Origin of the sequence: Labrys sp. (in: a-proteobacteria) (assembly GCF_047605565.1) — a bacterium.
In the GTDB taxonomy this organism is placed as follows: Bacteria; Pseudomonadota; Alphaproteobacteria; order Rhizobiales; family Labraceae; genus Labrys; species Labrys neptuniae.
Genome location: NZ_JASGFM010000003.1, coordinates 69,210 through 82,381 on the forward strand (window position 1 = coordinate 69,210; position 13,172 = coordinate 82,381).

General features: G+C 58.5%; 12 protein-coding genes. 5 read left to right on the forward strand and 7 right to left on the reverse strand.

The features are described 5' to 3' along the window. Positions 1-45 precede the first annotated feature (45 nt). Positions 46-723, forward strand: coding sequence for an HAD family hydrolase (locus tag QM672_RS04120; RefSeq protein ID WP_394314261.1), 678 nt, complete (start codon positions 46-48; stop codon positions 721-723). 275 nt (positions 724-998) lie between these two features. Here the strand turns inward: QM672_RS04120 and QM672_RS04125 are convergent, their stop codons facing one another. After that, the gene (locus tag QM672_RS04125; protein ID WP_311937358.1) at positions 999-1,628 is read right to left on the reverse strand and encodes a DUF4893 domain-containing protein; all 630 of its coding nucleotides are present in this window, start codon (positions 1,626-1,628) and stop codon (positions 999-1,001) included. Between the two features lie 153 nt (positions 1,629-1,781). On the opposite strand from QM672_RS04125, the gene QM672_RS04130 reads away from it, so the two are divergent. The 4 genes from QM672_RS04130 (at position 1,782) to QM672_RS04145 (ending at position 4,692) form a co-directional block, all read left to right on the forward strand. Beyond that, the gene (locus QM672_RS04130; protein ID WP_415080796.1) at positions 1,782-2,627 is read left to right on the forward strand and encodes a lytic transglycosylase domain-containing protein; all 846 of its coding nucleotides are present in this window, start codon (positions 1,782-1,784) and stop codon (positions 2,625-2,627) included. Between the two features lie 463 nt (positions 2,628-3,090). After that, the gene (locus tag QM672_RS04135; protein WP_311937349.1) at positions 3,091-3,357 is read left to right on the forward strand and encodes a hypothetical protein; all 267 of its coding nucleotides are present in this window, start codon (positions 3,091-3,093) and stop codon (positions 3,355-3,357) included. 419 nt (positions 3,358-3,776) lie between these two features. Further along, on the forward strand, positions 3,777-4,280 hold the full coding sequence (locus QM672_RS04140) for a class I SAM-dependent methyltransferase (RefSeq protein ID WP_311937346.1): 504 nt from the start codon (positions 3,777-3,779) through the stop codon (positions 4,278-4,280). Positions 4,281-4,332: 52 nt separating this feature from the next. Next, the gene (locus QM672_RS04145) at positions 4,333-4,692 is read left to right on the forward strand and encodes a DUF4180 domain-containing protein (protein ID WP_367624840.1); all 360 of its coding nucleotides are present in this window, start codon (positions 4,333-4,335) and stop codon (positions 4,690-4,692) included. A gap of 1,156 nt (positions 4,693-5,848) precedes the next feature. Here QM672_RS04145 and QM672_RS04150 read toward each other — a convergent pair. From QM672_RS04150 to QM672_RS04175, 6 genes are read right to left on the reverse strand one after another with little or no spacing between them, the layout of a single operon-like run. Next, positions 5,849-6,187: a slr1659 superfamily regulator gene (locus tag QM672_RS04150; protein WP_311937522.1), complete on the reverse strand. Its 339-nt coding sequence runs from the start codon at positions 6,185-6,187 to the stop codon at positions 5,849-5,851. Between the two features lie 21 nt (positions 6,188-6,208). Then, positions 6,209-6,763 carry a slr1658 superfamily regulator gene (locus tag QM672_RS04155; protein ID WP_311937338.1) on the reverse strand — a complete coding sequence of 185 codons (555 nt, stop codon included), beginning with the start codon at positions 6,761-6,763 and terminating at the stop codon, positions 6,209-6,211. A 4-nt stretch (positions 6,764-6,767) separates the two neighbouring features. Further along, positions 6,768-9,116, reverse strand: a complete 2,349-nt coding sequence (locus tag QM672_RS04160) for a SpoIIE family protein phosphatase (protein WP_415080799.1) — start codon at positions 9,114-9,116, stop codon at positions 6,768-6,770. Beyond that, positions 9,113-10,288, reverse strand: a complete 1,176-nt coding sequence (locus QM672_RS04165; RefSeq protein ID WP_415081139.1) for a methyltransferase domain-containing protein — start codon at positions 10,286-10,288, stop codon at positions 9,113-9,115. Before QM672_RS04165 ends, QM672_RS04160 begins: the two co-directional genes overlap by 4 nt. A 5-nt stretch (positions 10,289-10,293) precedes the next feature. Beyond that, positions 10,294-10,818, reverse strand: a complete 525-nt coding sequence (locus QM672_RS04170; protein ID WP_311937334.1) for a ubiquinone biosynthesis methyltransferase UbiE — start codon at positions 10,816-10,818, stop codon at positions 10,294-10,296. 41 nt (positions 10,819-10,859) lie between these two features. Then, positions 10,860-12,578: a putative bifunctional diguanylate cyclase/phosphodiesterase gene (locus tag QM672_RS04175; protein ID WP_311937331.1), complete on the reverse strand. Its 1,719-nt coding sequence runs from the start codon at positions 12,576-12,578 to the stop codon at positions 10,860-10,862. Between the last annotated feature and the right edge of the window lie 594 nt (positions 12,579-13,172).

Here is a 13,172-nt window from a genome sequence, read left to right on the forward strand (position 1 = left end):
TTCCGTGCCACGCCCGCCGTTCGCGTAACCTCACAGGAGTTCGCCGTGTCCCCTGACCGCAAGCTCGTCGTCCTTCTCGACGTCGACAACACGCTGCTCGACAATGACCGCTTCGGCGAGGACCTCGGCGACCATATCGAGGAAGCCTTCGGCGCCGACCAGCGCGCACGCTACTGGGCGATCTACGGCAAGATCCGCGACGAATACGGCTATGCCGACTATCTCGCTGCGCTGCAGCTCTTTCGCGCCGGGCTGGACGATGATCCCGACCTCCTGCAGATGTCGAAATTCCTGCTGGAATATCCCTTCGCCGAGCGCGTCTTCCCCAAGGCCCTGGAGGCGATCGCCCATCTCAAGACGTTCAGCGCTCCCGCCGTGCTCTCGGATGGCGACATCGTGTTCCAGCCGCGCAAGGTGCAGCGCGCGGGCCTGTGGGACGCGGTGGAAGGGCGGGTAATGATCTATCTGCACAAGGAGCAGATGCTGGATTCGGTGCAGCGCCACTACCCGGCCGAGCATTACGCCATGGTCGACGACAAGCCGCGCCTGCTCGCCAAGATGAAGGCTGTGATGGGCGACAAGCTCACCACCATCTTCGTGCGCCAGGGCCACTATGCCCTGGAGGCGGACATGAGCACCATCGAGCCCAAGCCCGACGTCACCATCGAGCGCGTCGGTGATCTCCTAGCGCTGGATCGGACGGCCTTTACAAAGGTGGCATGAAACCGGGGGCGAGTTTTCGACCCCCCATCTCAAGGTCCTTCGAAACAAACCGGAGAAAGGCTGGATAGCGCATCACGACCCCTCATCCGCCCCTACCGGGCACCTTTAGTCAACTCAAGAGCGTTGACGACACCCGCAAGGGGAGAAGGCGGCCGGCTCGTGCCACGACTTCAAAACAATCCCCTTCTCCCTTGCGGGAGAAGGGGCCGGCAGGCGGATGAGGGGTTGCACTGCTCTATCGGCACTCCATACCCGGCATTTCTTTCCCGGCAGGCTCAGCGCACCAGTTCGAGGATTTCGAGCGTGCTGCAGCAGGTTTGCGGCAGTTCCAGGCGCAACTTGCGCGGGCCGGCCTTGAACAGATAGGCGACCGCATCGGATTTGGGCGAGGCGCCATAGGCGACCGGCGGATCGTCGCCATTGGCATTGCCGCCGAGGAAGACGAAACGGGTGTTGCTGACGCGATAGAGAAAGCCGCTGACGCGCTGGGAACCGTTCACCTTGGCGAAGAAGAGCTTGCCGCCGCGCTCGCTGATGGCGCATTTGAAATAGGGATAGGTATAGACGCTGCCCTTGCCGTCATTGGCCTTTGAGCCATCGTCGAGCTGGGCGCTGCGGCAGCGCCAGGTGCCGACGAGTTCGCGCGTATTGGCGATCGGCCTGGGATCGCCGGCGAGGATCTCCTCCAGGGCCATGCCGTCGGCGGTGTGGCGGGCATTGGAGCCGAGCACCGCATCGATGGCGCTGCGGCGCGTCGCCTCGAAGTTCATCAGGCGGGTGCGGTCGGCATCCTCGATCGACACGGGCAGCAGCGGCGTGGGATCGAAGTCGGAGGCGGCCAGGGCCGTGCCGGCGGAGGCCGCGAACCAGGCGAAAGCGGCGACGACCCAATGGCATCTAGTCATGATGGAACTTCCAAGTGGCGGGGCGTCCTGTTTGCACCAGTCGACGCGATCCTGGCAAGGCGGGCCCGGCGTCATGGGTCATCGCATGGCATCTGGAGCGCCGCAGTGTTTTCGCCTAAATGCTAGCTTGCCCCCAACGGCGAGACATTGTCTGTGAACGTTCGTTATCTCATTGCAGCAGCGCTGCTGTCGGCAGCTTTCGCTTGCCTTGCCATGCCGGGGAAGGCTCAGGCCCGCCAGGAGAGCCTGGACGAGGCGATCTGCCGCCTGATCGAGACCTCGGCGCGTGCCAACGACATTCCACCCGAGCTCTTCACGCGGCTGATCTGGCGCGAAAGCAGCTTCCGGCCGCACGTCGTCTCCAGTGCCGGCGCGCAGGGCATCGCCCAGTTCATGCCGGGCACGGCCGCCGAATGGCAACTCGACGATCCCTTCGATCCCGAAAAGGCGATACCGGCCTCGGCCGCCTATCTTACCGCCCTGAAGAAGCAGTTCGGCAATTGGGGCCTGGCGCTGGCCGCCTACAATGCCGGGCCCAAGCGCCTCTCCGACTGGCTGGCGGGTGGGCGCTACCTGCCCTCGGAAACGCGCGCCTATGTCTATTTCATCACCCATCGCAATGTCGACGACTGGGTTTCCGGCGATGGCCTCAAAGCCGGGGAGGAACCCGCTGCCAAGCCAGTCGATTGCCTCGCCGTCGTCACGGCCGTGCGCAAGGAGGTGCCGCGCCTGATCGAGGGGCCCTACGCGCCTTTCGGCGTGCAGCTCTCCGGCAATTTCTCCAAGACCATCGCCATCGCCTCCTATGAGCGGGCGGTCAAACGCTTCCCGGCCATCCTGGCGGGCCGGGAGACGCTGATCCTCGGCACGCGCATGGCCGGGCGCGGCCGGCGAGCCTTCTATCGCGTCCGCCTGCCGGCCCGCAGCATGCGCGAGGCCAGCCTCATCTGCGACAAGCTGCACCGGGCCGGCGGCAGTTGCGCGGTGCTGCGCAACTGAAGCCGATACGGCCGGTGCAAAGAAAAAGCCGGATGCGGGGGCACCCGGCAGTTGGGTCGTTGGGTCGGGCCACAGAGCCCGAGGAAACTACGAGTGCGTCAACAGCTCGAAGTCATGCGGGCGGGCCCGCTCGAATGCCAGGAACGGTCTCAAGGCATCCGACTGGAGACTGAACCGGTGGGCCAGGATTTGGTTCCATGCTTCGTGCGAAAATTTTTTGAGCTGCCACGAATGCGCTGCCGAGAGCGTCGGCTAGGGCGTGACGGCTTTGTCGATATTAGAACATATCATGAACAAAAAGCTCGACAGCCACGGCACCCTCGCCTAATTTTCCGGTCTCGATTCCGAAATCCTCCAGCGGTTTGCCGGCAACGGCAGAGACCAGGCCGGGTGGGATTCGTGCATCGTCCCGGTGGAGCGCGATATCCGCTGGTTCCAGTTTTCTGAACAGGGAGATCCGTCAATGACGTCGCAAGCCAGCAAATCCGAACAGGCTTTGCCGGAGGATCTGGAGGCGAGCGTGGAGCGCGTCATCGCCGATTGCGACGGCGATGCGCGGATGGCCGTGCGCGTCCTGCTGGTCGCCAACAGCCACGCCATGGCCGAAATCGCTGCGATCGAAGCCGAGATGGCCAAGCTCCTTGCCGACGTCTCGCGCGGCTATGCCCGCGGCCACTGGGAGTGGCTGCTGGAACGGGCCGAGATCGGCATTCCCTATTCCCGCGGATAACCGAACGGAAGCTGGTGCAGCCCGGCGCCCCTATCAATGCAGGCAGGAAAAGAAAAAGCCCGCTTGCGCGGGCTGGGAGGTTAGACGAGAGAGAGACGAGCTGGAAAGACGCGAACAACACGGCAGGGAGGGGATCTGTTCGGAGATTGCCGCGCCGTTCGCAGAATCAACTTAGCCGGTACGCTGTGTTCGCGCACACCGGCAAATTTGACGGACATTCGGAGGGACCCGCATGCGGTGGCTGTCAGGCCGCCCGGCGTCGTGGAGCCCGCAGGATCGCTTGCCTCGCTCGGGGCCGGTGGCTTATGACGATCGGCATATCCGGTCCGGAGGCTGCATCCGGGAGCCGGCTCCCGGCGCCCGCCGGGACGGCGGCCCGAATGGCCGGCCGGGATTTCTGCAATGATGTGAAATGGATAATGAGCTACCTCGATAATTTCATCAATCGCATGACGGCCCAGCGCAATTGCCTCGACCTTGCCGTCGAACTCGTCCGGGGGATCGAGGGGCCGGTGCTCGAATTCGGCCTTGGCCACGGCCGGACCTATGACCATCTGCGCCAGAACTTTCCCGATCGGGACATCTATGCCTTTGAGAACCGGGTAAGCCCCAATGTCTTCGTGCGCCCGGCGGATGAACTGCTCTTCCTCGGCGACATCGCCGATACGATCCGCACTGCCGCGGCGCGCCTGCCGCGCAAGGCGGCGCTCGCCCATTCCGACCTCGGCCTCAAGGACAGGCAGGGCGCCGTGCCGATCGTGGCCGACATCATCGCCTATCTGCCCGGCTTGATGGCGAAGGGCGGCTTCTACATCTCCAATGTCGACATCGCTCTGGTCGACGGCAGCGTGCCGCCCGCCTTCCGGCGTCGAGACTTTCCGCAGGCGACGGGCGACCAGTATCACATCTACGAGATCGTCTGAGGTCGGAGCCACCGGCACATGCCGCTGCGACGGGCCGCTTAGGAGAATAGTCATGAGCGACAGAGTCGAGGAGATCCGGGGCATCCGGGTGCTCATCTGCGCCGAGGACGGTAAGAAACTCGCCGGCGAAGGCGATATCAACGGTTTTCTCGGCAAGGCCTGGGAGCAGGAAGCGACGATGGTGGCGATCCCTGTCGCCCGGCTTGTCGACGACTTCTTCCGTCTGCGCACGCGGCTCGCCGGCGCCGTGGTGCAGAAGTTCGTCAATTACCGCCTGCGTCTTGCCGTGATCGGCGACATCTCGGCCTGGGTTGCCGAGAGCGACGCCCTACGCGATTTCGTCCGCGAAGCCAATCGCGGCCGGGACATCTGCTTCGCCGCCGATTTGGCCGAGCTGCGCAGCCGGCTGTAAGCCGGCAGGGATTGGACGGGTGTTTCCTGCAGCCACACCTGTTGGCGCCGAGGCTCGCCGAGGTGAAAGTTCCGGGCGGAATCGTAGCAGAGGCCGCAGATGACGGTGACGCCCGCCTGCGCTTCCTTTTCATCGCCCCAGACATAGTCGGCCTTGGCCAGACCGGTCTCGCAGGCATCGCACCAGGCATCGGATCTGGGATTCACCGGATCGTCGCCGAACCAGAAGCCGACACGATAGCCACGTTGGGCACCCTGGACGATGTGCTGGCAGACAAAGGCCGCCTGCTGCCGTCCGTGGATGGGGCAGTGAATGGTTCTGTCTGCTGGATCCACGATCGGCCCCGGCGGCTCTTGGTGACGATGCACGATAGGTTGCCCGGTCCGATCTGACAATCGTGTCGGGCTCGGCACGCCTGCCGGCCTGCCTGTTGCTTAGAGCAAAGCGCGTTCAGGCGTGAACGCTTTTTTACTCTAACTCTTTGATTCGACGCGACTTTGCGATTCTTGGTGGTTCAACCAAATCGCAAAACGCTTTAGTGCTTCGATGGTCTCCATGGAAGATAGGAGGGGCCCTGTTGTATTGGCGACAGTTCCCAACGCTTCGCGGATCCTTGTTCCCAGTTGATCATCCGAGCCAGTCGCCGAACGGATGTTGATGGCGAGTGCGAGAAAAATGGTGCGAGGCCATGGCCGTTTCTCCACGTCGGAGCGAATGGAGGCGACGATGTTTGAGTGTCCATTTCCTGGCACCGAGTTTACCCGGTAGCCCACCTGTCAAAGGTGCCGGCGCCTGTAACTCCCAGTATGACGGCATTGGGCGTGGCGGTGTCGATGGCATCGCCTTCGGTCGGCAGCACGGCAGGCATCCAGCTGGCTGCACCTGTCGAGTTCTGCGCCTTTAACCATGCCGACCAAACAATACGCGGTCAGCATCATTGTCACAAGTAGATCATCGAAATGGGGACAAGTGTGACACATTTTCTTCGCTGCAATGTGTCACCCAGAGCCATGAACCACGTCTTTCAAGTAGAATTTCTATGGAAGAACAAGATGATCTCTATTCGATTTGAAGGCTGCCTTGCAGAGATCTCTTGCTAAGCAATCCAGATCTTGAAGCCGACGCTTACGACCATCGCCTGCCTTGGCCGAACGGGTCAATCGATCTGCAGGGAGATCGCCTGGTGGAGCTTCTTGAGATTGGGTAGGGACTTGCTCTGCCAGGGAATCTCGGAACTGCCGCGCACGACGAGCGTCACGTCTGGGTGCTTGCGCACCTCGATTGTAAACTTTGCCAACAAGTTAATTCCTGAAGAATTGAGGAACTCGAGATCGGTCAGGTCGAGGACAATCGTCGGCGGCGCGGCCGTCAGGATGTCAGTCATGAGTGTCATGATCGGAGCATAAGCATCCGTTCCCGACAGGCGCATCGTGCCGTCGAAATGGATGACATTGTCTTCGGCCCAGACTCGATATTCGTCAGTCGTGATCTCAATATTTGGCTTCATGGTTCACTGTTAAAAATGAGTGACGGGAAGGGTGGCGAATGTTCCTACATGCACCCGGCTGCCATCTTCAACGGGGTTGAAAATCCAGGCCAGGCGAGCGCCATAGTCATTCATCAAGGTCAGCAATCCAAGACCCGATCCGGAAGTCTCTGGATCTGCAGCGTTGGCTTCGATGCGCTCGATGAGCAGGTCACCAGGGTCACCAACAGTAATTTCAGCGAGTAGTGCCTGGAATGAGGTGGCCGCGTTGGCACTGACAACATTGGAAACCTTCACTTTAAAGGCATCGGTATCCATCGCCGCCTCGACTCTGATCTCACCGGGCTCATGGAACTTGACCGCATTCTCGATCAACTCGTTTACCAGGTACCCGATATTGTGCCGGACCGCGCGATAGTCGTTGCGTGAAGTTCGGAATGGCAGGGCGAATATGTCGGCGATGAAATCCGATGTCGTTGCGCAATGGTGCCATCGCAGGTCGAGGGGACCGTCGAATAGGCTCACGCGGCTCACGCGTTCGTTCATACCGATCACAATGTCTTTCGATCCGTACAAAGTGGTCATGATGTTACCTGTGCCTAATAACGACGAGCGTTATGTCGTCGTGGATCTTACTGGTTCCAATGTAGTCCATCAGATCTTGAATAATCCCGTTCTTTATTTCCTCAGCGCTCGAGCCATGACGCTGACGTGCGCTCTCGACAAGACGATCCAAGCCGAACAGTTCGCCCTTCCCACCTTCGGCCTCGGTCACACCATCGGTATGTAGCACCACCACGTCACCGCTTGCGAAAGCTATGTTGCGGGTGGCGACAAAAGGCAAAATGTCCTTTTCGAGTCCAATCGGAAATCCCAGATCAATGGTATCGATACGCTCAACTCCACCGCCTGCACGCACCACCACGACTTCCTCGTGCTGGCCCGAAAGCGTGAGCTTACCATCCTCATAGTCTAGAAATGAGAGCGACAGATGCTTGTCCGAATTGGTTCGCTCGAGATTTTTGAATATTGCTCGGTTGAGCCGATCTAGGAACTGGGCGGGATTATTCTCGCCGGTTTCTTGGAGCGCACGCGCTACCGACTGCACCATCAGCATTAGAACGCCGCTCTCCAAGCCGTGGCCGGTGACGTCACCGATGCCCACCTTAAGCTTCTTGCCGTCCCGCAATACGTCGTAATAGTCGCCCCCCACCTCGTCCGCGGGGCGCATGTAGGCTGCGATCTCTACCCCTGGCATTGCGGCTAGTTCGCGCTCTTTGGGGAGCACCATTTTCTGGATCTGGCGGGCCACGTCGAGTTCGGCACCGAGCCGCAAATTTTCGCTGCGCAGCTGTTCGTTAAGCGATGAAATTTCCAGGTTGGCGCTCTCGAGATCGCGCGTGCGATCCTCGACGAGCTTCTCCAGGTTCTCGGTATGGTAGCTTATCTCCTCGGCCATTCGATTGAATGCCACCCCAACCTCGCCGACCTCATCCTTGGTCGGAATGTGGACCCGAACAGAATAATCCTTGGCCTGCAGCTTACGCGCCGCTCCGGCCAAGGCGCTGAGGCCAGCCGTGATGCGTTTCGACAGACCGAATACCGCTGCAAATACAATGCATAACGCAACGAAAATTGCTGCGAGTTGATAAAGAAGAATACGGTTTGTCGCCTTGGAAATACTATCCTGAGCGGCAATCAAGGTGGCGTATATCTCGTGCTCGGGAACGACGATGCCGACCGTCATTGTTTCCTTTGTTATCGGGCCGGCACTCCACATGTTCGTCGGTCTGAGTTTTTTGAGGACGACGATGTAGTTGACCTTTTCGCCGTTCCGGTCGAGCGAAATGGTCTGTATGACGCCATCGTTGTTCTGATCGAGTGGTAGCGCCGCGACTGCAGCGTCGGTGCTTTTGCGCAGTGACCGGTCGAACACCGTCGGGCTCGAATTGCCGATGCCCAGTGTTTTCTCACCCTCGGGCGTGACGGCGAGTACGTTCCCATTGGACATAGCGAGGAATGCAAACCCGGTGTCTGCAATCTTCACGCTTTGCACGATGTCTGCCATCTGATCCAATGTAAGGTCAGCACCAACGACGCCGGCGAGGTCCTTGCGGTCCTTGGTCCATACGGGTTCGAAGAAACTGACGATCAGCTTGCCCGTGACTCCGTCCTTATAGGGCGAAAGCGTCGTGATTTTCTCGTCGACCGGCTTGCTCGCGGGATCCTTGAGCCACCGCTGCCAATCCTCGTAAAGTTGAGGAAAAAAGAAGTCCCACCAATTCGTTGCGTTATGGCCCGGATAGACGCGATCGAACGTGGTGCCTTGGTCAGTATAGGGGGTTGAACGCAAAATGGGAGCGCTCTTTGGGCCGATATAGTAGACTTGCAGCTTTCGTGTGCCGTTCGCCTGGACTGCGGGACCGAAAATGTTGAAAGCCGTGCTGTCGCGTACGACTTTTGCAACGTCTGGCGGCAGGTTTTTGGTCGCATTGAGGAGGTACCCCCAAACCGTCACCGCTGACGGGTCACCAGCTCCATTTTGCCACCAATTACTCGATGGATTGTAGGTAAGCGGAGTGGAGAACGTCGGATCGCGCTCGATTGCCTCCCCCACCGTGGCCGCGATTTGGGGATGATCGATCAGGGCCTGCGTCGAGCCAGCAAGAATATTCACCTCCGTATGGACCTGATCGAGCAGAAGATCGGTCCGTTCGGCAGTGGTCTCGATGTAGTTGTGCAGGTATTCGCCGGTTGCCTTCGTCAGGCCGAGGCCGACTTGCTGGGTGGCATCCACCGAAAGTCGGTTCACGTTCCAAAGAGCAAGGCCGCCACTGATCAACAGATCGAACAGGACGGCGCCACCGACAACCAGTACAAACTTCGCTCGGAACGAGCGCAAGCCAAACCGCGACGAATTTCCGCCTTTCGCACTCATAGCGGCTTTCGTCCCGACGCAACCCAGATCGGCCAGCCAGCGTATCCCTTCGGATGCAATGCTGCGAAGATATGGTCCTGAAAGCCTTTGCGAAACTGCTTGATGAACTCGGGATCGTCGCCGCGTTTCTGGGACATTTCTCCCGCGAATGTATCCTCCCACGCCTGGACGATATCGGCGAAATCCTGCGGGTCACCATCGAGATTGGTGACCATGAAGGATTCTGCACGAATATCATCAAAACCGGCATCCATCAGATAATGCCGGCTCTTGGGACCCAGTTCGAGATCCATGTTGAAATGGCCGAAGAGTTTGGACAGTTCGTTATATGTCCATTGAATGGACTCGCCGCGAGGTTCTCCCAAGCATTGCGAGATCTTCTCATTGGTTACATATACGCGGCCGCCGGGCTTACAGATTCTGTACATTTCTTTGAGGATCAGCGCAGGGCGATCGAATATCTGCAACGAGTGGCGACAGGTGACGAGATCGAATTGATTGTCTTCGAGCAGCATCTCCGAGGCGTCGCCGTAAATATACTCGATCCCACTGATCTTGAACTCCGACGCCACCCGACGTGCATAGGCAAGACTGGAGCGCGAGTGGTCGAGGGCGACAATTCGCGCGGGTGTGAACTCCTTTTGAACGAGTGCAGCGAAATCGCCGATCCCGCAACAGATATCCGCCATGTAGACCCCAGCCCGCATGCCGTGGCGAGGCAAGATGTTGCGTTCGTGCCGCCATGTCATCTTAGTTTGGGTGCGCAAAACCGGAATGAAGCCGCCTTCTTCGAGAAAGCTCTGACCTGGATAGAAGCTGGCGTCATATTCCTGGACTTTGATGGCCGGTTCGATCCGACTCAGGCGGCCGAACTTCTCAGTTGTCCATCCGACCACGCTGGAGGTCACGATAATAAACTGCATGTCCGGCCTCGCCCGGCTGGCGTCCAGCATCTCACGTGCGAACGCATGGAATGCCAGGTTGTTCATCTGCGCAAGCCGCCGAACGTTGAGATAGAACACGCCACTCACACGGTTGATCGAATCCCGCAGCAACGCCAAGCTTGACGCCATCTCGTTCAAGGACTGGGGACGCAATGTGCCAGAAAGCGAGTATTCCTGATTGCTAAGGTCGAATTGCGCATTGAAGCGTACATCGTAGGCGAAGGTGATCGCGCTCAATGTGTCAAGCCTCCAAGTGGCAGATCGACAGAGAGCGTTATGGTGTTGTCGCCAACCGTGGTTAGGGTCACCGCAGCGTTGTAGCTGATGGCTAATTCGACCAGGAGCATGTCACGGCTCAGGTCGGCGGCGTTCGACAACGAGTCCATGTAGTTGGCTTCAGCGTGACTGCCTCGAAGGCGGATCACCGCCTGCTTGAAGAAATCACGTTCATCTTCGCTACAGGTGAAGGTGAGCTCGACCCTTTCGGTATCGCCGTGGCGCGAAATCTTGCAGACGAAAGTTCCCCCGACATGGTTGCTGCGGAAGGTGATCTCCAGCAACTCATTGAGTGCAGATGAAAACAAGTTTGCAAATAGTACAGAGTCTGGCCGATTATGGCTAATCACCCGAGCTAAGAAGGTGGCGATATAATCGCAATGTGTCCAATTGGAGTTGAACGCCTCCATTTCCATGTCAATTTGTACCATGATACGAAAATCATGATCCAAGCTATCGTTGTGCGTGACGTTCGGCGCCATATTACTCTCTGCTATTGCGATGCCTGGCGGAATGTGTCGATTCAGTTGACGCGCTCTCGACGTCTTCGTGGGGCTCCGGCCTTGGAAGCGAATATCCGTGCTCTCTCGGCACTCATGGCCTGGCCGAGATGGTGGCCCTGGAGGACGTCACACCCTTCCTTGATCAGCCATTGCGCTTGTACGGCCGTTTCCACCCCTTCGGCTGTCACCATCATGTCCAGACCGTGCGCCATGCCGATGATTGCCCGTACAATTGTCTGGCTTTTATGCTCTTTTTCGACATTTTGAATGAAGTACTGGTCTATTTTCAATGAGTCGAAGGGAAAATTCTTGAGATAGTTGAGCGACGAATATCGCGTGCCGAAGTCGTCTAGGGAGATGCGGATACCGAGTACGTTCAGCGTATTCAGGGTGTCCAAATTATCGACGGTCTCCTCCAGCAGCACTGACTCCGTGATTTCCAGTTCTATTCTGTCTGCGTTGATGCCGGTACTATCGATGACCTGAGCCACGATGTCAGTGATGGACCCGCCGAGAAACTGCGCGGGCGATAGGTTGACGGCGACATTCAGAGTTTCTGGCCAGGTCATCGCTTGTTTGCATGCTTCCTCGAGCACCCAGCGGCCGATTTCATCCATCAATCCATCCGCTTCGGCGATCGGAATGAACACATTGGGCGTTATCCGCCCGATTTCCGGGTGATCCCAACGCACCAGCGCCTCAAAGCCGACGACCTTGCCCGATGAGCGGAGTAGGGGTTGGTACTCAAGCAGAAGTTCGCGTCGCTCCAGCGCCAGTCGAAGGCTGCGTCTTAGGCTTTCTCGCTGTTCGATCAAAAGCATCATCGAGCGATTGAAGGTCCGCGCACAACCCCGCCCCTCTCCCTTGGCAGCATAAAGCGCGATATCAGCCGCCTTCATCAGTTCCTCGCTCTGCGTACCATGCTGAGGGCCGAATGCGATGCCCACGCTGGCGCCAACGAAGAGCGGTATTTCATTGATCATGAAGGGTATCTTGAAAGCATCAACGAGAGCTTGTGCCACACTCTCGGCTTCGATCGGGTCCTTGCCAAACTGGATGATCGCAAACTCATCGCCGGCGTAGCGGAAAGCCGAATCGCCCTCCTGCAGCACACCTCGTATCCGATCGGCAGCCATTTTGAGTAGGGCGTCGCCCGTGCCGTGTCCCAAGGTGTCGTTGACTGATTTAAAATCGTCAAGATCGATCTGCAGCAGCGCCGAACGCGTATGCTGGCCGTCGGTCGCGGCCAAGATCTCCTTGAGCCGATCACTGAGGCGTTGCCGGTTCTGGAGGCCGGTCAACACGTCATGATTGGCTTGATACATCAGCCTGTTGTGCTCGGCCTCCGCGCGCCTTGCAGGAGAATTCGCCACTTCGATCAGGCCGATCCCGTCGGCGGCGGGAAACGCCCAGGCTTCCATTCCTTGGTTGGACGCGGTGGCAATATTGAGGATCATAGGAGCCCTGGTAGCAAGTACCTTGTCCACTGCCTTCCGCGCTTCGCCCGTAGCAACGCCAGGATAGATATCAAACAGGCTCGCACCAATTGACATACTGCCATTGCGCACAGTCCCAAGCTGGGCTGCGAATTGGATAAGTCTTAATTCTCCATCGTAGAAAGAGATTAATTCCTGTGTATGTTTTAGAAATTCTGAGAGAGCTTGCTCGCCCGCTTCAATCTTTTCGACCTCTACTGGGGTCCCTTTTGGTAACCTAAACTTTCTCCAAAAGCGGAACAATTCCAGATCCTCTGACGGTTGTTCAGACAGTCATATATTCACGGTAAATTCCTACTCCGATTTCCGTACGGGATACAATTCAGAATGTCGATTCATTGACGAAAACATTGCGAAGAACGGTCACGGCGCTGGAACGATTCAAATAGGTGAGCCGCAAGGTGACGGCCGACACACGACCGATTGTAGCCATGTGGGGTTTCGCCGAAGTGTAACTGCGAGCGGGGCTGCGGATAGCCGCTCCGTCGCCTGGCCTCCATCAGCTTGGGCCGGCAGACCCGGCTGGAGCTCGAAAGCCCAGGCGTCTGCGGGCGTCGAGTTAAGGTGATGGCACAACTGGCGAAGGGAAGGCTCGTCGAGGGATCGAGGATCAATCCTCCTCCATTGCCGTCTGCGTCGAGATCAATCCACGCCTCGTCAAGATCGGCCGCAAGCTGTTGCCGGAAGCACGATGGATCTGTGCCGACCTGCTCGACCCTCGGTAAGGGTGGAAGGATCAACTTGAGGCAGCCGTGTTCGACTGGGCCATTGTCAGCCCGCTCTTCGGGAAGGAGGCAGCCTCGAGTGATCGTCGCGGCTTCAAATCCTTCGAGTTCG